17 protein-coding genes, 1 tRNA gene, 1 pseudogene and 1 riboswitch are annotated in these 19,393 nt (G+C 64.4%); of the genes and pseudogenes, 10 read left to right on the top strand and 9 right to left on the bottom strand.

All coding sequences use genetic code 11. The features are described from left to right. Positions 1-532: 532 nt before the first annotated feature. The 3 genes from AUCHE_RS07135 to AUCHE_RS16140 all read right to left on the bottom strand — a co-directional run bounded on the left by AUCHE_RS07135 (position 533) and on the right by AUCHE_RS16140 (position 4,509). Positions 533-1,567 (bottom strand): IS110 family RNA-guided transposase, encoded by a 1,035-nt coding sequence (locus AUCHE_RS07135; protein ID WP_006502609.1) that lies wholly within the window; start codon positions 1,565-1,567, stop codon positions 533-535. A gap of 702 nt (positions 1,568-2,269) precedes the next feature. Beyond that, entirely contained in the window at positions 2,270-2,749 is a 480-nt protein-coding gene (locus AUCHE_RS16585) for a hypothetical protein (RefSeq protein WP_143114750.1), read from the bottom strand. Positions 2,750-3,168: 419 nt separating this feature from the next. Further along, positions 3,169-4,509: an ATP-dependent nuclease gene (locus tag AUCHE_RS16140; protein ID WP_162137227.1), complete on the bottom strand. Its 1,341-nt coding sequence runs from the start codon at positions 4,507-4,509 to the stop codon at positions 3,169-3,171. Positions 4,510-4,974: 465 nt separating this feature from the next. On the opposite strand from AUCHE_RS16140, the gene AUCHE_RS07130 reads away from it, so the two are divergent. Then, positions 4,975-5,535, top strand: coding sequence for an HD domain-containing protein (locus tag AUCHE_RS07130; protein WP_006502607.1), 561 nt, complete (start codon positions 4,975-4,977; stop codon positions 5,533-5,535). On the opposite strand, the gene AUCHE_RS07125 is transcribed toward AUCHE_RS07130, so the two are convergent. Beyond that, a complete protein-coding gene (locus AUCHE_RS07125) occupies positions 5,506-5,973 on the bottom strand; it encodes an NUDIX hydrolase (RefSeq protein WP_006502606.1) in 468 nt (155 codons plus the stop codon). The genes AUCHE_RS07130 and AUCHE_RS07125 overlap by 30 nt on opposite strands. Positions 5,974-6,246: 273 nt before the next feature. Between AUCHE_RS07125 and AUCHE_RS07120 the strand changes: the two genes are divergently transcribed. The 3 genes from AUCHE_RS07120 (at position 6,247) to AUCHE_RS07110 (ending at position 7,556) form a co-directional block, all read left to right on the top strand. Further along, complete coding sequence (locus AUCHE_RS07120; protein ID WP_006502605.1) at positions 6,247-6,510, top strand: hypothetical protein; 264 nt, start codon at positions 6,247-6,249, stop codon at positions 6,508-6,510. Between the two features lie 25 nt (positions 6,511-6,535). Then, positions 6,536-6,883, top strand: a complete 348-nt coding sequence (locus AUCHE_RS07115) for a hypothetical protein (RefSeq protein ID WP_006502604.1) — start codon at positions 6,536-6,538, stop codon at positions 6,881-6,883. A gap of 124 nt (positions 6,884-7,007) precedes the next feature. Further along, positions 7,008-7,556: a hypothetical protein gene (locus AUCHE_RS07110; protein WP_006502603.1), complete on the top strand. Its 549-nt coding sequence runs from the start codon at positions 7,008-7,010 to the stop codon at positions 7,554-7,556. A 432-nt stretch (positions 7,557-7,988) separates the two neighbouring features. On the opposite strand, the pseudogene AUCHE_RS17970 reads toward AUCHE_RS07110, so the two are convergent. After that, a pseudogene (locus AUCHE_RS17970) lies at positions 7,989-8,206 on the bottom strand (ISL3 family transposase); the annotation flags it as partial. Here AUCHE_RS17970 and AUCHE_RS17240 point away from each other — a divergent pair. Next, on the top strand, positions 8,159-8,557 hold the full coding sequence (locus tag AUCHE_RS17240; RefSeq protein ID WP_052024837.1) for a tyrosine-type recombinase/integrase: 399 nt from the start codon (positions 8,159-8,161) through the stop codon (positions 8,555-8,557). The pseudogene AUCHE_RS17970 and the gene AUCHE_RS17240 sit on opposite strands and share 48 nt — an antisense overlap. A 20-nt stretch (positions 8,558-8,577) precedes the next feature. On the opposite strand, the gene AUCHE_RS07090 is transcribed toward AUCHE_RS17240, so the two are convergent. The 3 genes from AUCHE_RS07090 to AUCHE_RS17710 all read right to left on the bottom strand — a co-directional run bounded on the left by AUCHE_RS07090 (position 8,578) and on the right by AUCHE_RS17710 (position 12,166). After that, positions 8,578-8,650 (bottom strand) — tRNA-Thr (locus AUCHE_RS07090). 240 nt (positions 8,651-8,890) lie between these two features. After that, positions 8,891-9,760 carry a transglycosylase family protein gene (locus AUCHE_RS17715; protein ID WP_006502599.1) on the bottom strand — a complete coding sequence of 290 codons (870 nt, stop codon included), beginning with the start codon at positions 9,758-9,760 and terminating at the stop codon, positions 8,891-8,893. 10 nt (positions 9,761-9,770) lie between these two features. Then, positions 9,771-9,928, bottom strand: a riboswitch (cyclic di-AMP (ydaO/yuaA leader). 591 nt (positions 9,929-10,519) lie between these two features. Continuing rightward, positions 10,520-12,166, bottom strand: coding sequence for a serine/threonine-protein kinase (locus tag AUCHE_RS17710; protein ID WP_006502597.1), 1,647 nt, complete (start codon positions 12,164-12,166; stop codon positions 10,520-10,522). A gap of 288 nt (positions 12,167-12,454) precedes the next feature. Here AUCHE_RS17710 and AUCHE_RS07075 point away from each other — a divergent pair, with 288 nt between their 5' ends. Then, positions 12,455-13,948 (top strand): alpha,alpha-trehalose-phosphate synthase (UDP-forming), encoded by a 1,494-nt coding sequence (locus tag AUCHE_RS07075; protein WP_006502596.1) that lies wholly within the window; start codon positions 12,455-12,457, stop codon positions 13,946-13,948. Between the two features lie 4 nt (positions 13,949-13,952). After that, on the top strand, positions 13,953-14,750 hold the full coding sequence (gene otsB / locus AUCHE_RS07070; RefSeq protein WP_006502595.1) for a trehalose-phosphatase: 798 nt from the start codon (positions 13,953-13,955) through the stop codon (positions 14,748-14,750). Here the strand turns inward: otsB and AUCHE_RS07065 are convergent. Beyond that, on the bottom strand, positions 14,744-15,832 hold the full coding sequence (locus tag AUCHE_RS07065; protein WP_006502594.1) for a LacI family DNA-binding transcriptional regulator: 1,089 nt from the start codon (positions 15,830-15,832) through the stop codon (positions 14,744-14,746). The genes otsB and AUCHE_RS07065 overlap by 7 nt on opposite strands. A 173-nt stretch (positions 15,833-16,005) precedes the next feature. Here AUCHE_RS07065 and AUCHE_RS07060 point away from each other — a divergent pair, with 173 nt between their 5' ends. The 3 genes from AUCHE_RS07060 (at position 16,006) to AUCHE_RS07050 (ending at position 19,299) form a co-directional block, all read left to right on the top strand. Continuing rightward, entirely contained in the window at positions 16,006-17,295 is a 1,290-nt protein-coding gene (locus tag AUCHE_RS07060) for an extracellular solute-binding protein (RefSeq protein ID WP_006502593.1), read from the top strand. Between the two features lie 134 nt (positions 17,296-17,429). Next, a complete protein-coding gene (locus tag AUCHE_RS07055) occupies positions 17,430-18,386 on the top strand; it encodes a carbohydrate ABC transporter permease (RefSeq protein WP_006502592.1) in 957 nt (318 codons plus the stop codon). A 1-nt stretch (position 18,387) separates the two neighbouring features. Next, positions 18,388-19,299: a sugar ABC transporter permease gene (locus tag AUCHE_RS07050; RefSeq protein ID WP_006502591.1), complete on the top strand. Its 912-nt coding sequence runs from the start codon at positions 18,388-18,390 to the stop codon at positions 19,297-19,299. Positions 19,300-19,393 lie beyond the last annotated feature (94 nt).

The raw sequence follows: 19,393 nt of genomic DNA, 5'->3' as shown, positions 1-19,393 counted from the left end.
ACGTTTACCTTGGCAGGAGCGCAGCAGACCTCGGCGTGGTGGCGGTATTGGAGCTGGACAGCCCGTGGACCGACCGTCTAAAGGTGAATAAAACGATGGCTTCACACCCGGCGAGATGAAGCCACTGCTCAGAGAGCTGGAGAAGGGACTCGAACCCTCAACCACCTGTGTCGCATGGCTGAGTTTCGTATTGCTTCGGCTGTTCACGGTGCTGGTGACCCCACCTGCGGCGTTCCCCTCGTGTGGCCTCGCACTGCTCACGCTGGTTCGTAGCGCTTCTGACTCAAAGCGAGGACGTAAGCGTGTACCTCGCCACGCCCCAGACGGGCTGGGCAAGGTAAGCCACCGAACCGATAGCGCCTCTGTGTGTCAAGGCCTTGGGCTTGTGAATACATGTCGGGGCCGGACACTAGCCGTGGTTCGGAGCTTGCCGCGCGGGTCAAGGGCTGCCGAAGGCAGGTGCGAAGCACCGCGCAGCGTCCTTGAGGCGTGCGGCGGGGTCCGTATGCTCGGGCGGTCCGGTCCTGCGGGGTTAGCTGGCGTGTCGCAGGGCGCGCAGTTGTTCTCGGCGCAGGCGCCGGTAGATGACGTCGGAGAGGCGTCGCTTCAGGGCGCGGCGGGCTTCGCGGGGAGTCTTGGATTCGGCCTTCTTGACTTGGTAGTAGGTCCGGCCCGGGCTGGGGCGGGCCATTTGGGTCACCGCGACGATGTGCAGGGCGGAGTTGAGGCGACGATGGCCGAGGCGGTTCATCCGGCGGCGGGTGTTCTCCCCGCTGGAGGCATCGACCGGAGCGGTCCCGTTGAAGCTGGCGTAATGCCCGGCTGTGGGGAAGCGGGTGATGTCGCCGGTGTGGCCGATGATCGTGGCGGCCACGATGGGCCCCACGCCGGTGATCTCGGTCAGCGTGGTCCCCGACGCTGCGACGAGGGTTTCGATCTGCTTGGTCACGGCGGCGATGCGCGCGTCCAGGTGCCGAATGCCGGTAAGGAGATCGCGGGCGAGGTCCTTGCGGACACGGTCAGCTTCGGTCTGGGGCCGGGCGTGGCGCAGCAGTTCGCTGGCTTGCTTGGCGGTCAGCCGTACGGGTGCCCCGCCGGGGATAAGCTCGCGCAGCAGCTTGTGTAGTCGGTTGACCACGGTGGTGCGTTCACCTACGAGCTCTTCGCGGTGGTCCACGACCAGGCGCATGACAGTGGCCTGATCCTCAGGCTGCACGCGCCGGAGCCCGTGGTGGTGCTGGGCGACCAGGGCCACGGCCAAAGCGTCCGCGGCGTCCGTCTTGCGGCCCGCGCCGGTCGAGAGCAGCCGAGCCCGCGCCGCCAACGATGCCGGGACATCGACGACGGATTCCCCCGCGCTGACCAAGGCTTGAGCAACCCCCAGGCCCAGACCGCTGGCCCCCTCAACACCCCAGCGACGCTCGGGAAAGCGCTGGGTGAACTCCAGCAACCGGGCCAGCAAGTCGCGGTCCACGACCAAGCGGGCCCGTGCGATGACGGCACCGTCGGCGCCGATGGCAACCGCGGTGATCGAGGCTTTGTGCGGGTCGATTCCGATCGTGATCATGAGGGTTGCCCTTCCATCGGGAGAAGTGAAACCCGCGGCGGACATGCTGACTTCAAGGTCGGTCACGCCTCTGCTGAGTCACGCCGCGACGGACGCCGGCAAGCCGGACAGGCTATAGGCAAGCCAGCCACGAGGGCGGCACGGAGCACAAAGAATCAGGCCCACCGGCGTCCTTGGCACCCTAGGGCTGCAGACCCCTTGATGCCTTCCCCCACTTAACAAGTCAGCGGAGCACAAGAGGCCGTCGAAGGTCCGGGTCAGGGGCGGCTCAGCCATCGCGAAGCGACGCGACACAGGAGCGCCCTTGATGCGGTCCGAAGTCGGCCGGATGCTCGGCCTTCGGGTCGGCGGCGACCACTTCATTGCGAGCGTCAGCGGACTAGCCGTGCGGCGGCCAACCGCTTTGGCCTGCGACGACCGTACGTATCGGGTCGCCTCGGGCCGGTCGTTCTCTGTGGGCGTACGGCCGAAATGCGGCCACGCACCCGGACCAGAACCCACACCTCTCGTCCATGCCTGCAATGAACACCGGGGGCGTTGCCCTGCTGCCAGACCAGTGTGCGGCGCCGACCCGATACCGGAGCACAAGAGGCTCACGGAGCGGTGGTTTCAGGGGTGGCCGTAGGCCTTCGCGTAGCGATGCCTGTCAAGCGGCCTTGAGTCCACAAGAAGTGGGCTGGATGCTCGGCGGTCGGCTCGGCGTCATGCAGGCGACACGTGACACAAAAGATCGGGGGGAGTTTGAAACTGCGCCAAGGCCTGCTCAAGGCGGGCATGCATGCGCGGGCTCTCGAACCATGTCTTGTAGCTCAAGGTTCGCCAGTGATTGGGACCAAACTTAGCGTTCGCCCGGTTGGCTTCGTCGGCCAGATGTCTTCTGATCCTTAAAGGCGGAAGCTCGGTGGATTGTGAGAGGCGCAGTTCCTGGAGGACTACGGGCAATTCGCTAGCTGATAGCGCTTCATATTGGGTTTGAAGTTTAAGTTGCTTCCACTGCGCACAAAGTCTTTGATAGTCACGGTCGGAGGTTGCCGTATCTTGCGGTGCCAATGAAAAGGTAAGAACGCCCGACTCTTCATCACTCTTGAAGCTTGCGAGGATCCAACAACCGCCCGGGAGATAATCAAAATATGCGTGGTGGTAGCGGGTCGACTCTTGATTCGGGACACTTTGAAGTTTCACTCTATTGCATTTACCGCAAATTGGGACCAGGTTGGCAGGGGTGAATGCCAGAGTGGGAAATTCCCCCTGTGGCAAGTAGTGGTCTAGCTCGTCAGCTGGATTTATGCTGCAATAGGGGCAAAGCTGTTGCTGCCTACCGAGAAGCTCATCGTATATACCCCGCCTTTTATGATTCACAACGTACTGCTTGTAGATATACCGACATTCGCAGTCGGTCATGGGGATAGCGCATCTATTGCTTTTTGCGTGACCTGGCATCTCATACAGGGCAGCTGTCTGAGCGTGGGCTATATAGGCCGACTCTAGCCGTTTCAGCGCTAGCCTGGAGTTCTTTACCTGATCCTCCAGGGGGGGGCGAAAATGAACGCCGTCTAAGACTGAGTCTATGCAGTGTGCGGGAAGATTCAATGACCGCATGGCTAGAAATCCAAACGGGGTTCGCGTTGTGAGGGCTGAATGGCGCGCAGAAGCGCGCGCGCTTCACTTCCTAGCTGGTCATTAAACTTCGCAATCGTGGCGTCATAATCACAACCAGTACCGGTGACAACTTCGCGAATTAGTCGATGAAATCCTGAAGCATCCACTTCTAGGCCGAAGACATCTCGTGTCAGAACCCCAACGTTCTCACCAAACGTCTCGCTCATCGGAGACCTTAAAGACCCCGCGTCACCGTGTCTCTCGACAATGTGAACGCACTTCGATGGGACTTCTTGCAGAACGACAGGCGAGTGAGTCGCTATAAGTGCAACAGCGTTATTTTTCTCCAGAAGCTCGGATACGGCCCGAATAAGTGCAGCAAGTAGGGGTGGGTGAAGGTGCCCCTCTGGTTCGTCGAAGAAGACGATACTTCGCTCCTCGAGATTTGCGACAAGAGCGGTGACCGTCAACAGGACTACTTGGTGTCCCGAACTTAGCTTTTCGAAGCGGCGCTCCCCCGAGCTGGTCAGCCTAGGAGGCTCTTGAGGCGCTGCAGGGGCCAGTTCGTCGATAAATCGCAGAGGTTCAACGTTGGCAAATAGTGGGTCTGATTGGAGAGTTTCCACTGCCTGCTCCCATCGTGTTTGCGACCGCATTTTGCATCCATAGAGGGCTGCGGCCATATCGGCCAATATATCTGTGTAGTCTTTGATTGCCACGGCATCTTGCAGCGGCGCCTCTTCGCGGATAATTTCGCCAAGTCGTTTGGGTTCGCGGCTGCTGCGGCTGGAAAGAGGCGCATCGTCCGCTTGACCGTCGGCGGAGGCTCGCACGTTCTTTCGTAGGCCGACATTAAATACGGGAATATCGACGCCATTCAATCCCGGAGTGAGAGGTGGACTGTGATCAAAAGCGCTGAAAGAAATGTAGCCGACGTTTCCGATCGCATCAGCGTGGTCGTTGGCGTCAGATTCAAAGTAGCCGTATTCTGACTCGCCGCCCGCCATTAGGGTGTGGGTCATACGCTGAATCAGTCGTGTTTTTCCGCTCCCGTTCCGACCAATCAGAACGTGGATGTTGGTAGGCGGAGTAGCGTGGCTGCGGCCCTCGAAAGAGATCTCATGGCCTTCGCGGTCAACGTATTTTAGCGTAAAAGGCTTCTCTTTCCGCTCACGCTGGACTATGCGGGTAAATTGACCATTGATGGAAGCGTCGGACACTGTTCTAGTTAGCGAGACTTGCATAACTCGGGTGTCCTTGCACTGTTCGTAAATGTCGCGCTTGTATACAATGTCCCTGAGGGCCGCCAGTGCCGCCTCGCCAGCTTCGCTTGGGAGTTCCATGAGGGCTGAGTAGTACTCTTTATCCTGCCCTAAAGAAAAAAATTGTGGGTCTAGCTTAGTGAACTCGCTGGGCAACTCCGGCCTACTACCTTCCATGGGCTCGGAAGCGATCTTGACGGCACCTATAGGAGTAGCGGACCCGTTCTCCCAGTATGTGAGAAAAAAAGGGTTTCGAACTCCCAATAGTCATTCCAGTTATCATGCTCAAGGGTGAAATGGGGCCTATTGCTCAAAGTGCGAGGGCGGTCAGAGTAGAATCTCATCGGATAAATCTCCTTGCAGTGCCCAAGTATCAGCCATGGTGGGAGCGCGTAGGCCGAGGGCGAAGCCCGGAGGCCGGAGCGCAGGGTCCCTCCGCTGCGCCCGCGGAGCGGGCGCCTTGAACCAGTAAGGATATTCCTCACGCCGCAGCCGGTGGCGCTTCACCAGCAGGCGGATGTGTCGAGAGATTGGGAGCATTGAGGCATGGCGATGACGGTCGACACGGCGCGGGACTTGGCCCGGACGCTGGTCGGCGAGATGGGCCGTCGCTGGGAACACGTGCAGGCTGTTGGTCAGCGGGCGGAAGAACTTGGCGACTGCTGCGACCTTCCCGAGCACGTCATCGTCGCTGCCTGGCTACACGACGTCGGTTACGCCCCGCCGCTGGTCTCGACTCACCTGCATGCCTTGGATGGCGCCCAGTTCCTCAGCCAGGAGGGCGCCCCTGATGAAGTCGTGCGGTTGGTCGGTTGGCACACAGGCGCTCAGTTCGAGGCCGACGAACGCGGCCTCGTCGCAGAGTGGTCGATCATCCCTGAGCCGCAGCTTGTAGGGCTGGATGCGCTGACAATGATCGATTTGTCTACTGGACCGGACGGCGCTCCCATGGTCGACACGGCGCGGCTGGCAGAGATCCTGCGCCGCTACTCCGAGGACGATCCGGTGCATCGCGCTGTGGAGCGGTCGGCCCCCGCGCTACTGGCGGCCTCCCGACGGGCGAAGGACCGTCTTGGTCTACCGCAGGACTGGCCGATCTGCAGTTAGAGCATCGTCGATGCGCTGCCGCATGGACGGATGCATAGTCAAAGCGCCCAGGTCAGCCACCGGCACCCATTCCACCTGATCACTCTCACTGCTCGTCCGGGCTTCACCGCCGACCAACCGGGCCCGGAAGGCCAGAGAGAACTGCTGGCGCACCTCTCCATCGTCATAGGCCATCACGTGCCGAGGATTGGTGTAGGTCCCCGTGAGCGTCTCCACCTCGACGTCGTACCCGGTTTCTTCCTTGACCTCGCGGACCACGGTCGCGGTAATGCTCTCACCGGGGTCATGGCCGCCGCCGGGCAGGGCCCACTTGTCATTGTCCGTCTTGTGGATGAGCAACAGCTCGCCTCGATCGTTCTGCACGATGGCAACCACCGACGGCACCACGCTGTTGACCGCTGGGGCATTCGGGTCATCGATGTAATCGATGCGGACCATGACGGCATGGTAGGCCGCGCAGGCTAGGGCGTGTTGCTAAAGGGTTGTCGAGGCGTGTGAGTGACCCTGGCGTCAAGAGATGTCATCACGGACGAGGTGTGGGAACTGATTCGGGGGGTGTTCCCGCCAGTAGCGCTCAGGGAGCGTCCGCCGGTGGATCGGCGCACTGTGATCGAGGCGACCGCGTAGCGCGGTTCCGGACGGGGCCGGCGTGGCGGGACCTGCCCGAACGGTTCGGGTGCTGCCGTCATACAGGCCGCGCGGGATCACGCCGTGCGGATCGGTGGGGGCCGGGAGGCGTTCGAGGCCGCGCTGACCGAGAACGACGTGCAGTGGCGCGCCAACGTTGCGTCCACGGGACGGATGAACGGCTATTCCTTCCGCGACACCGGACACGTCGACGCAGCCGGGAAACCGGTGGGGCTGAAAGCCTCCGACCTCGACCGGGAGGCTGTCCTGGGGCGACTGCCGAAGGATCTGGTGCTGCGCCCGGTCCAGGTGCGGGTGCCCCCCGGTAGAGCCCAAGAAGTTCCTTGAGCGCGCGTCGTCCTACGAGGCGCGCGTGCAGACCGCGACCGTGGCCGCGCACGAGAAGCACCGCGCCATGAGCGCGGTCACGATGCACCGGCAGATCAGCGCGGGCAGCGTGCAGGGAGGTTTGTTCTGGGCCACACGGCGCGCGAAGAAGGCCACGGTGGTCAAGCAGCGGACAATGAACGCCCAGCAGCGGTCCGAGCAGCGCGCGAACCTGGCTCAAATCCAGGCGATCCGACGCGCCAACGGCAGCCGCCTCGGGCCCCTGCGGGGCATACCTGCCCTCGGTCCGGGAGCCGTCGTGCAGGGCTTGAGCCACCTGGACCGAGCCCGCCTCGACCTCGATACGAACCGCACCCGTGGGATGAGCCGGTAACGGCCGCGTCGAGCAGCGTTGTGGCGGTGTCTGGTCCGGAAGTATCGAGGAGCGTTTTGACCCAGCGCCCAGGTCAGGCCGGATATCCTAGGACGGTCATATTGGGCATCAGGAAGGAGACGACATGACTCCCTCACGGCCCAACGCCCTGACCCTGGGTCTTGTGGCCCTGACCGTACCAATTGCCTCTTTTCCTTCACGGTCCGCGCAGGCTGCCGTAAAGGAAAAGCAGCTGCCTGAGCACGCTCCGGCTCATAGTCGACGACGCCAGTGCGCTGTCGCCCCTGTTGCACAGTTGACCTATCAAGACATTCAGGAGGCCCAGTCTCTTATCGACTCGGGGTATCTCTCTGATGAGATCATCAGAGCTCTGGATGGCGTTGAGGTTCAATATGAATTGATCGGGCCAGCGCCTCGTGCGCTTCCTGCCGTCGCCGCTATTGCTGTAGCTGCCGTTGCTTGGTTCGCCAAGGGGGCGCTCAGCTCCTTGCCTGCCTCCGCCATCCAGGATCTTGCTAGCCGGGCGAACCAGAATATCCCCCCTCCCACGTGGGTTTGGAACGCGATCTTTGACTGTGCGGGTGGGCCTGTGATTGGCGCCCTTACATCGCAATGGATGAAGACGAAGTTCATCGCTGCCGTCTTGGCTATGATTATTCGACTCTCTTCTTGAAATGAGTCAGATCTGGTTCCCCATCCTGATCCTCCTTGCGTGCATAGTTTTGAACTTTACTGCATTTAGGGCTACAGGAAGTCTTCACCCCGATCATCCTTTGGTGGAGCGACACTCTCCGAAGAGCCGAAAGTTCTTCGCCGTCGCAGCCGTGACATATGCGGTCTCGCTAGCAATTATCATGGCGAAGCATGACGCTTGGGTTATAGCAGCTGCTTTGGCGGCTATTGGGATGTTGTTCACGTTGCTCGGGTCGCACGGGTCTAAGAAGTAAGTTGAAGAATTCAAGAGTCAAGTAAGATAGCTGCCTTTTGTGGTCCCTCCGGTTGGAGGTGGGCGGGGAGCCCTCGTGCACGGCCTGAGTCACCTTGACCGAACCACACCCGAGACCGTGGGGTGAACCGGTAACGGCCCGTAGAGCGGCGTCAGGGCGCGGCGGGCCAGGGTGCGGCCGAGCGTGCACAGCTCGACCAGCGGCTTGGGCACGCCCTCGGTGAGGGCGTCGATGACCGAGCTCATCTCGGTGCGACCGGCCGTGCGGTCCGGGTCCCGGTAGGCGGAGATCATGCGCTGGCAGATGCCCCAGGTCACTCGACCTGCAGGTGCCGGTCGCCAGCGAACAGCTTGTCGAGGCGGTCGTGCTGCTGGTCGGGGTCGGGCCCGAGGAACCGGTCTTCGGCACCATCGACGCCGGTTTCCGCGACCCCCGCAACGTCGGGCGCTGGCTCGGGGAAGCGCGGCAGAAGGCGGGTATGGATTGGGTGACCTCGCACGTCTGGCGTAAGACCACCGCGAGCGTGCTGGACGACTCCGGCCTCACAGCCCGACTGATCGCCGACCAACTCGGGCACTCCCGCGTCTCGATGACCCAAGACGTCTACCTAGGCCGGGGCGCTCCCGATCCTCGCGTCGTGGCGGCATTGGAGCTGATCGACCCGCTCGGGGCACTCCAAAGCGAGGACGTAACCGTGTACTTCCCGAACGATGGAGAGGGGAACTAACATGAATCTGCTGTTCAGAGAGCTGGAGAAGGGACTCGAACCCTCAACCACCTGTTTACAAGACAGGTGCGCTACCGATTGCGCCACTCCAGCAGTGCCTGCGCGTTGGTCAGGCCTGGTTCAGACTAGACGATTTTAGACGGGCAGCCGAACTCGCCGGCCACCGGAGGGGGCGGTCTGTGTCTTTCCTCCGGTGAGCTGCCCCGGAAAGTCGTCGTGGGTGCGCCTTCTCCTGGCTAGGAAGGCGCACCCACGACGGGTGGAGCATGTGGTCACCCGGTCGAGGTGAGCACCGCAGTCAACTGCGGTGACGACCGGGATCGCCGGCTCGGATCAGCTGTAGGCGACCGGGTCGGCGTTGAGGCCGACGGTCTCCGGGGAGATGTTGCCGCCCTCAGCGGCCAGCATCAGCGACTGGAGGCTCGCTGCGGCCACCTCAGCGCGGGCATGTGCCGCGAGAGAGACCAGCATCGGCTGGGTGAAGTAGTCCAGGCCGGAAGCCTTCATACCGAAGAGCTTCTCGGTGGCGGCGATGGTCGCGGCATCGGTCTTGCCGGTCTCGGAGACCCCGAGTCGCGCCTGCAGCGCGGACAGGGCTGCCTTGTCCCAGGTGCCGGTGGCTTCGCCACCGAGCCACTGCTGCACCATCTGCGTGTCCGAGGCGCTCAGCTGGCCGTGGGCCGGCTTCACCGGGGCAACCGCCTTGGGAGTGGCAGCTACGGCTGCCGGTTTCGTCGCCACTGCGGGCTTCGCAGCGGTCTGCGCGGGGTTGGCCAGCGCGGCAGGCTTGGCGACGGCGCCGCCGCCCACCGAACCGGAAGCCTTGGTCAGACCGGCTTTGACCGAACACACCGGCCAGGCTCCGGGGCCCTGCATGGCGAGGAGTTTCTGACCGACGGCGATCTGCGCCTCACGGCTGGCCAGGTCGGGGCGTGCCGCGTAAGCGGAGCCGCCCGCGCCCTGCCAGCTCCTCAAGGAGAACTGGAGGCCGCCGTAGTAACCGTTGCCGTTGTTGATGTGCCAGTTTCCGCCGGCCTCGCACTGGGCGAGACGGTCCCAGGCGTTGCCGCCGGCAGGTGCTGCCTGCGCGGGGACGGCGGCCATGCCGACGCCGACCGTGGCGGTGGCGACGCCGAGGGCGCCGACTTTGACGGTGCGACGGACTGAACGGCGAGGGGAAGCGTGCTTAGGGGTATAGGCCATGTGCTGCTCAAAGTCCTTCCTGACGAGCGCCTACGGGGTCAGCTGCCGGGTTCGGGCTGCCAGGTGCCCGGCCGACCGGAGTCGGCTTCACCCCAAGCCGTACGGTTACGGCGATCCGGCGGGTGCCGGTGGGTTCCCCGTCATCGTCTATGCCGGCCCGGAGGCCGACCGTGCCCGCCGACGAATGTTGGGCGCACCGGACACGTGTAACGGTTGGTTGTGCAGTTTAGTTGTACTGGCTGAATACCGTACGTCGTTCGTCCGGGCCGCCCACGCTCGGGTGGTGGGCTCGGAGGTACGGCCACTCACACGCGGTTGAGACGACTTCAGCGTAACGACAGGGATGCTGCTGAATCTCAATTGCGCAACGTCGATCATCCGGATCTGCGGGCCTCTCGCCGCCCCCTTTGGCAATTCTGCAGGCGAGAGGCGTATTCCGTTCCAGGCCCCCACTCGACCGCGAGACACCGAACCTGAAAATAATCTCAGAAAACGACCGGCATTATGTCCGTATTCCGAGAGTCTGACCGCTCTCCGCCCGAATCCTCACCCCCCGGTCCCAGCCGGCACCCAGCGGGAGTAGAGGATGTACGAATCGTCCTGCGCTACGGGCAGATCCGAAAAATGCCTGCTCGCGGCACCGTTCCCTCACCTAGATCACGATTCGGAATCGACCGCGACGGAACCGCCCCAGGACACCCCCGCCCGGAGCCGGGCACGAAAAAGGGCGGGGGCCTCCCGGCCACCCGCCCCGCATCCTCAGCGCAAGGCTTTCCGCAACCACCCGAACGGGTCCCCGGACAAGGGCTCCCACGAAGGCGTGAAACCGGTCGACTGCGAGATCAACGCGATCACCGCAGCCAACCCCAGCAACAAGGCCGCCGCGCACGCAGAGCCATAACGCCACGCCCCCACACTCTCCAACACGGCGCGGGTCCCCAAACGGACATGCTCGCTGCCCGTACCCCACCAGAAGACCACCATCGCCGTCACCGAACCCACGAACAAAGGCCCCGGAGCACCAGGATTGAACGAGGACCCCGGAAGAACCCCGGTCTTCTGCAAAGTGATGCACCCCAACACCGCGCAATAGGCGGCCACCGTCGGAGCCAACGCCCCGACCAGCGTGCTCACCAGGGTGGTCACCGCATGCAAAGGCATCAACAGCAACGCCTTCGTCGTATCCCACCGGCGCACACCGTGCTCACTACGCTGACGACCCAGGATGCGCCCGGCACGTTCCACCGACCTGGCCAGCCACGTCCAGGAGATCGCCAGGAGCAAGGACTTCACCGGAGCCGCCAAGGTCAGCGCAGCGAACAGCGCGGCCAAGCAGATCACCAGACCGGAACTACGATGCCGCTTGGCCCGACCCAGCGTCTCCTCCCACAGAGGCTGCGCCCGGTCGACCGCCTGTTTCCAGGCCGGAGCCGGCGCCGAGGCCTCCGCCGTCGGAGCGGGCACTTGAGGAGCCACCGGAGCCGCAGCCGTCGCACCCGGAGCCGCCACCGGGGCCGCCGCCGTCTGTGCCGCACCCGGAAGAGCCCGCGTCACCGGCATCGCCGGGATCGCCGCCGTCTTCCGGCCACCGGAGGCATAACGCTCCAGTTCGTACAAGATCTGCTCACGAGTAGGACGCGCCCCCGGCCTCGGATCGAGCGCCGCACGCAACAACGGCGCCAACTCCGGGTCGACCCCGGTCAGATCACACTCCCCCGCCCTGATCCGAGCCAACACCGCATCCACCGGCTGATCACCGAAAGGAACCCGCCCCGACGCAGCGAACGCCAAGGTCGCCGCCCAAGCCCACCAGTCAGTAGCCGGCGTCACATCGGCCCCGTCGAGAATCTCCGGCGCCAGGAACCCAGGAGTACCCATCACCAGACCCGTCGAGGTCAACCGCACATCACCGGAACCATGCGCGATACCGAAGTCGATCAACACCCCCCGGCCGTCGTGGATCAAGACATTTCCCGGCTTCAGGTCCCGGTGGACCACATCGGCAGTGTGCACCGCGGACAATGCCGCGGAGAGGTCCTTCGCCAGCCCCAACAACTTCGGCGCGCTCAACGGGCCGTGCTGGGCGACATACTGCTCCAGGGAAGGCCCGGGCACATACCTGGTCACCACATACGGGCGAGCGCCTTCGACATCCGCATCGATGATCCCGGCGATCCCGGGGTGACGGATACGGGAAAGGTGATCGGCCTCCCTGGACAGGCGGGCGCGCGCAGCCGGATCGTCCAACACGTGGTCGCGCAGCACCTTGATCGCCACGGCCTGGCCTTCTTCGTCCAGCGCGAGATGCACGACACCCATGCCGCCACGGCCCAGTTCGGAACAGAGCCGGTACCGACCCAGCCGTCCTGCGCCAGGGCTAGGACCACGACCGACGGTCGCGCTCATGTCACCTCCCGATATGGACCGTGGACCCCTGCGGTCATCAGGACACTCGTATCAGAGTCCCGAACAGCCCAAGAGTACGTCCCTTCACTGTGCGCTCGCTGAGGGTGGTCCCTCTGTGGACCCGCCGGATTCCGCACGACCCCGGACCTGCTCCGTCGAAGTTTCATCGTTCTCGACGAGCCTTGCCCCGAACCTGTCCACCGTAGAGTGTCACTACCAGGGAGCAGGGGACACAAGGCCTTTCGAGCGAGCAGCGCTCGGTCGGTGTCCGGTGAGGAGTGGTTTCACGTGCAGGAGCACACCGGGAAGTCCTCCGGAAAAGTAACTCGCACCTACGACTTCGTCGTGGCGGCGAACCGACTGCCGGTCGACCGTCACGACGAACCCGACGGGAGCTCGTCCTGGCAACGCAGCCCCGGCGGACTGGTGACCGCGATGGACTCGGTCATGCGTGGCCGCGAAGGCGCCTGGGTGGGATGGGCCGGGGACGCCGGCGACGCGCCGGACCCCTTCGAGGACGGCGGCATGTACCTGGTACCGGTGGCGTTGACGGCCGAGGACGTCGCCGACTACTACGAAGGCCTGTCGAATGACACCCTCTGGCCGATCTACCACGACGTGATCGTGCCGGCGACCTTCCACCGTCGCTGGTGGCAGGCCTACCGTCGAGTGAACGGCCGGTTCGCGCAGGCCTTGGCCGAGGTGGCGGCCCCCGGTGCCACCGTGTGGATCCACGACTACCAACTCCAGTTGGTGCCCGCTCTGTTGCGCCAGATACGCCCCGATGTCCGGATCGGCTGGTTCAACCACATCCCCTTCCCCCCGGTGGAACTCTTCGCCCAACTGCCCTGGCGCGCGGAGATCATCGCCGGTCTCATCGGAGCAGACTTCCTCGGCTTCCAGAAGCCCAGCGATGCCGGCAACTTCATCCGGGCCTGCCGCCAATTGGGTGGCCTGCCCACCAAACGGGACACCGTGACGGCCACCGACGCCGACGGCAGCACCCGACACGTGCGAGCCGCCGGGATCCCGATCTCGATCGACACCGAACAGCTCGACCGGCTCGCCCGCAGCCCCGAGGTCATCGCCCGGGCCCAGGAGATCCGCGAATCACTGGGGAACCCGCGGGTCCTGATGTTGGGAGTGGACCGGCTGGACTACACCAAAGGCCTGAGGCACCGGTTGAAGGCCTACCAGGAGCTGCTCAAGGACGAGAAGATCGCGCCACCGGACGTGTGTTTCATGCAGGTGGCCGTGCCGAGCCGGGAGCGGGTGGACGCCTACCGTGACCTGCGCGACCAGGTGGAACTCACCGTCGGCCAGATCAACGGTGACTACTCGGGGATCGGCGCCACAGCGGTGCACTATCTGCATCAGAGCTTCGATCAGGCGGAGATGGCAGCCATGTACCAGGCCGCCGACGTCATGCTGGTCACTCCGCTGAGAGACGGGATGAACCTGGTCGCGAAGGAGTACGTGGCCTGCCACCACGACGGCAACGGCGCCTTGGTCCTGTCCGAGTTCGCCGGTGCCGCCGACGAACTGAACCATGCATTCCTGTGCAACCCGCATGACATCCAGGGGTTGAAGAACACCATCATCCGGGCGGCCACAGCCACCGACCGGGAGAAACGGCGCCGGATGCGTTCCCTACGGAAGCGGGTCGCACAGCACGACGTCCAGCGATGGGCCGGACGTTTCCTCGACGCCCTCGAGTGCGCTCCCCATCGCCCGCCGTCGGAGCAGCGGCGTACACCGTCGGCCAAGTTCGCGGGAGCATAGAGCGGTGGAACCTGCGCTGACACCGGAGCTGATCGACCGGATCCACCGGATGGCCGCCCTCGACTCCGTGCTGTTGGCCAGCGATTTCGACGGCACCGTCGCGCCTTTCGAGGACGACCCGATGCAGGTGTCCCCCGCGCCCGGGGCCATCGAAGCCTTACAGGCCGCCGCACGGCTACCCGGGGTGACGGTAGCCCTGGTGTCCGGCCGGGAGCTTGCCGTCCTCCGGGAGCTCTCCGGAGTCGGCGACGACCCGCCGATCGTCCTGATCGGCACCCACGGAGCCCAGTCGACCAGACGGCCGGGCTCCGGGTCGCTGACCGACGCGCAACGCTCGCTGCTGGCGCAGATCGACCAGGCACTGCAGGAGGTCTGTTCCGCCCACGAAGGAAGCCGGGTGGAGCGCAAACCTGCCGCGGTGGTCCTGCACACCCGCGGGATGGCCGAGCCGGGCAATTCCCGCGCCCTGGCAGCAGCCGCCGAGGTGCACGAGCATTTCCCCGGATCGCACGGGCTGCACGGGAAGGACGTCTTCGAGATCGGTGTCGTCCGGGCCGACAAGGGCAGCGCGCTGGCCGATCTGGCCGAGGAGACGTCGTCCGAGGGCACGATCTTCCTGGGTGACGATGTCACCGACGAACGGGCCTTCGAGGTCCTCGACGCCGCAGCCGGTGACCTGACCGTGAAAGTCGGCCCGGGCGAGACGGCAGCCGGTGCGCGGGTGCGCGATGTCGCCGGGGCGGTGGCCGTTCTGCAGGAGTTCGTCGCCGCCAGAAGCTCCTTCCGACGACGGACCTACTGACGGGGCTTCGTCGGCACCGGACCGTTCTCCCCGGAGGATGCCACCGGGGTACCGACCGACGAGGACGGCCTGGAAGGGACCGGAGCAGTCGATCCCCGTTCGACCAGTTCGGCGTGGAAGACGAGGTCGGCCCGGGGCGCCGGACGGCCCTCGATCTCGCCGAGCAGCGAGACGACTGCGGCGTGCCCCATCGCGTCGACGTCCTGCCGCAATGTGGTCAACGGCGGATCGGTGAAAGCGATCAGTGGCGAGTCGTCGTGCCCGATGACCGAGATGTCCCCGGGCACGTCGAGCCCCCGTCTGCGGATCTCCTGGACGGCGCCCAACGCCATGATGTCGCTCCCGAAGACCAAGGCGGTACATCCCTGGTCCACGAGACGGGACGCGGCCTCGGCGCCGCCCTCGACGGTGTACCAGGTGGTGGCGACGAACCGGTCGACCTCGCTGATCCCGGCCAGCTGTGCCATGGCCTGACGGAAACCGGTGACAGAACGTTGCACCGGGACGAAACGCTCCGGCCCGGTAGCCAACCCGATCCGACGGTGGCCCAACGAGGTCAGATGGGCGACCGCCTGGTGCATCGCGGCCACGTCGTCGCAGCTGACGCAGGCGGCGTCGACATTCTCCCGGTACCCGTTGATCAGGACGAAGGGCAGTCCGCGAGTGCGGAGTTGGTGATATCTGTCGAGGTCTGCGGTGGTGTCGGCGTGTAGTCCCGAGATGAAGATGATCCCGGAGACGCCGCGTTCGCACATCATCTGCACGTAGTCGTCCTCGGCGATGCCGCCGGGGGTCTGGGTGCACAGGATGGGGGTGAAGGCGTGGGCGGCGAGGGCTCCTTCGATGACCTGGACGAAGCCGGGGAAGACGGGGTTGACCAGTTCGGGGACGATCAGGCCGACCAGGCCTGCGCTGGCTCGGCGTAGTTTGGCGGGCCGGTCGTAGCCCAGCATGTCGACGGCGGCGAGCACGGCGGTACGGGTGCTCTCGGCGACGCCGGGTTTGCCGTTCAGGACCCGGCTGACGGTCGCTTCAGAGACCCCGGCACGTTCGGCCACATCGGCGAGGCGGGGTGCGCGCATAGTGAGCTCCTACAGGCAGGCTCGTGTTGGGTCACGAGCACCTGAGCAGCATGACCTATGACGGATATTCCCTGCAAGATGATTGCAACTTCTTGTGCAATTTCTTGCAGGCTCGTAATCTGGCTGATGACGCGGGCATCGGAGCCCGATCTGATCAACGAGGAGCCAAAGACATGCGTCGCAGCATTCTGGTCACCGCCATACTCACCACCACGCTCATCGCAGTCACGGCCTGCGGCGGCGGAAATGCCGGTTCCGGAGGATCCGGCTCCTCGGCAAATGCCAATGACGTCAAAGGCGAACTCACCTGGTGGGATACCTCCGATGCCACCAACGAAGGCCCGGCCTACAAAGAACTGATCGACGAATTCCAGAAGAAGTACCCGAACGTCAAGATCAATTACCAGTCCGTGCCCTTCGCCGAAGCGCAGAACAAGTTCAAGACCGCTGCCGCCGCGAAATCCGGAGCCCCGGACATCTTCCGTTCCGATGTGGCCTGGGTCCCCGAACTCGCCTCGCTCGGTTACCTCTACAAACTCAATGGCACCGCCCTCGACAAGGACACCGACGACTTCCTGGACGCCGCACGCGGCTCCACCCAGTGGAACAAAGGCACCTACGGCGTCCCCCAGGTCACCGACACCCTCGCGCTCTTCTACAACAAGAAGCTCCTCCAGGAAGCCGGCGTCGAGGCCCCCAAGACCTGGGACGAGATGAAATCCGCCGCCGCCACGATCAAGTCCAAGTCCGGCAAGGACGGCGCCTATCTCAACCCGGTCGGCTACTACACCCTCCCCTTCATCTACGGAGAGGGCGGCGACCTGCTCGACACCGCCACCAAGAAGATCACGGTGAACTCCGCTGAGTCCGTCGCAGGCGTCGCCAAGATGCAGGAACTCATGGGGGCACCAGGATTCGTCAAGCCCCCGGCCTCCGAGGCGTACAAAGCCATGACGGACGCCTTCAACGGCGGAAATGTCGGCATGATCGTCCAAGGCCCCTGGGAGATCGCCGGCATCAAGAAGGCCGAGGCCTTCGGCGGGATCGACAACCTGGGCATCGCCCCCGTCCCGGCCGGGAGCAAGAAGGCCGCCGGGCCCATCGGAGGACACGACTACGTCGTCTGGTCCGGCATGAGCGAGGACAAGGCCAAAGCAGCCGTCGCCTTCGTCGAGTTCATGACCTCGGCCGACACCCAGGCGAAGATCGCCGACAAGATCGGGGTGCTCCCCACCCGTAAGTCGGCCTATGCCAAGGTGACCAACCCTGTGGTCAAGCAGTTCCAGCCGGCGATGGACGCGGCCAAGGCCCGCTCGTGGATCCCCGAGGCCGGCCAACTGTTCACCCCGATGGACAAGAGCATCACCGCCGTGGTCGTGAACTCGGCCGACCCGAAGGCGACCATGACCGAGCTCGCCCAGAAGTACAAGACCGAGGTCGTCAAGGACTACGCCACCGAATGAGCGACCGGGTGGCCTGCCCCGGGAAGGGGCGGCCACCCGCACCCGCCGACCACCGCAGAACACCGCCGTCAGGAGACGCAGCACATGCAGGTCCACGCTGTCCCCCTTCCGGGCCGAACCGCCGGAGACCGTCGATGAACAAGCTCCGAGCGACATGGGAAAAACATTGGTATGCATGGGCCTTCGTGGCCCCGGTGGTCATCGTCCTCGCCGTTCTCATCGGCTATCCCCTGGTCCAGGGCATCGCCCAGTCCTTCACCAATCTCACCGAGGCCAACCAGGCCGCCGAGATCTGCCAGAAGACCCTCGGCGGCGGGCAGAGCTGCGAACCCAACCCCCACCAGGCCAGATTCGTCGGGCTGCAGAATTACACCGACCTGTTGACCGGCCGCGTCGGCGAGTTCTGGCACCAGCTGCTCATCACCTTGATCTGGACCGCGGCCTGCGTCTTCCTGCACTACACCCTGGGTCTGGGGCTCGCCATCCTGCTCAACCGGGAGATGCGCTTCCGCGGCCTCTACCGCGTCCTGCTCATCCTGCCCTGGGCCATCCCGGCCTTCGTCTCCGCCTTCGCCTGGAAATTCATCTACGACCGGGACGCCGGAATCGTGAACGCGGCCATCCGCGCCCTGGGCGGCCAGAGCATCGACTTCTTCGACAGCACCCCCAAGGCGCTGCTCGCCGTCATCGTGGTCAACGTCTGGTTGGGCGTTCCCTTCATGATGGTGGCCCTGCTCGGCGGGCTGCAGTCCATTCCCGCCGAATTGCACGAAGCCGCCGAGATGGACGGCGCCTCCCCCTGGCAACGGTTCGTCCACGTCACCCTCCCGGGACTACGCCCCGTCTCGAACTCGGTGATCCTCCTGGGCACGATCTGGACCTTCAACATGTTCCCGATCATCTTCCTGGTCAGCCGAGGAGGCCCCTCCGGCGGCACCGAGATCCTGGTCACCGGCGCCTACCGGGCCGCCTTCGAAGGCGTACGCAACTACGGCTTCTCCGCAGCCTACGGGGTCGTGATCCTGTCTATCCTCATCGTCTACTCGATGGTCTACCGTCGCGCACTGCGCAAGCAGGGAGAGGTGTGGTGACATGAGCCATTCCCAGACCGCACCCGTCGCCCCGACCGCCGGGCAGACCCCCACGACGCCTGCCGTCCGGGGGCGTCGGACCGGCGCCGTCCGCTCGGTGCCCGCCTCCATCGCCCTGCACACCACACTCATCCTGGCCACCCTGATCGCGGTCTTCCCGATCCTGTGGATCGCCCTGGCCTCCTTCCGCCCGGCGAACAAGGTATCGTCCACGTCCGTCCTGGTGGCCCCGACCCTGGAGAACTACCAGAAGCTGCTCTTCTCCACGAACTTCGTGACCTGGTTCGGGAACTCGCTGGTGGTCGCCCTGTTCACCATGCTCTTCGGAATCACCATGTCGGCCACCGCCGGTTATGCCATCTCCCGGTTCAACTTCCCCGGCAAACGGTCCCTGATGTGGATCTTCCTGATCACCCAGATGTTCCCCGTCTCGATCCTGATCGTGCCGATCTACACGATCATGAGCGCGCTCGGGCTGATCAACACCCACCTGTCCCTGGTCCTCGCCTACTGCACGATCGCCGTGTCCTTCTGCACCTGGATGCTCAAGGGCTACTTCGACTCGATCCCGACCGAACTCGACGAAGCCGCCCAGGTCGACGGGTTAGGCCCCTTCGGCACCTTCTGGCGGGTCATCCTCCCGCTGGCCAGGCCCGGGCTGGTGGTGACGGCCTTCTACACCTTCCTCACCGCATGGGGAGAGGTCGCCTACGCCAGCGCCTTCATCAACACCGACGACCGGTTCACCCTCGCCTACGGCATGCAGATGTTCGTCCCACCGGCGCCGGCCCTCCCCCACTGGGACCTGCTGACCTCGGCGGCCGTGCTGATCACGCTCCCGGCAGCGATCGTCTTCTTCTTCGCCCAACGTCACCTCGTGACCGGCCTGACCGCCGGATCCACCAAGGGGTGAGGAAACCGACAGAACAGGCTGACCTGCAGCCACCGGTAGGGTGAAGACCGCAATGCTGCAACACTGTCCGATCCGACCGGATCGGAGCCAGCCT

It is taken from the genome of Austwickia chelonae NBRC 105200, from assembly GCF_000298175.1.
GTDB classification, from domain to species: Bacteria; Actinomycetota; Actinomycetes; order Actinomycetales; family Dermatophilaceae; genus Austwickia; species Austwickia chelonae.
Note: the sequence above shows the minus strand (reverse complement) of the source record. Positions and strands in the feature narration are given on the sequence as shown.

Bases quoted from the DNA above. Each gene is read 5' to 3' on its own strand.
- AUCHE_RS07135 (WP_006502609.1), bottom strand. From the start codon at position 1,567: ATGATCACGATCGGAATCGACCCGCACAAAGCCTCGATCACCGCGGTT.
- AUCHE_RS16140 (WP_162137227.1), bottom strand. From the start codon at position 4,509: ATGGAACTCCCAAGCGAAGCTGGCGAGGCGGCACTGGCGGCCCTCAGG.
- AUCHE_RS07130 (WP_006502607.1), top strand. From the start codon at position 4,975: ATGGCGATGACGGTCGACACGGCGCGGGACTTGGCCCGGACGCTGGTC.
- AUCHE_RS07125 (WP_006502606.1), bottom strand. From the start codon at position 5,973: ATGGTCCGCATCGATTACATCGATGACCCGAATGCCCCAGCGGTCAAC.
- AUCHE_RS07110 (WP_006502603.1), top strand. From the start codon at position 7,008: ATGACTCCCTCACGGCCCAACGCCCTGACCCTGGGTCTTGTGGCCCTG.
- AUCHE_RS17715 (WP_006502599.1), bottom strand. From the start codon at position 9,760: ATGGCCTATACCCCTAAGCACGCTTCCCCTCGCCGTTCAGTCCGTCGC.
- AUCHE_RS17710 (WP_006502597.1), bottom strand. From the start codon at position 12,166: ATGAGCGCGACCGTCGGTCGTGGTCCTAGCCCTGGCGCAGGACGGCTG.
- AUCHE_RS07065 (WP_006502594.1), bottom strand. From the start codon at position 15,832: ATGCGCGCACCCCGCCTCGCCGATGTGGCCGAACGTGCCGGGGTCTCT.
- AUCHE_RS07060 (WP_006502593.1), top strand. From the start codon at position 16,006: ATGCGTCGCAGCATTCTGGTCACCGCCATACTCACCACCACGCTCATC.
- AUCHE_RS07055 (WP_006502592.1), top strand. From the start codon at position 17,430: ATGAACAAGCTCCGAGCGACATGGGAAAAACATTGGTATGCATGGGCC.
- AUCHE_RS07050 (WP_006502591.1), top strand. From the start codon at position 18,388: ATGAGCCATTCCCAGACCGCACCCGTCGCCCCGACCGCCGGGCAGACC.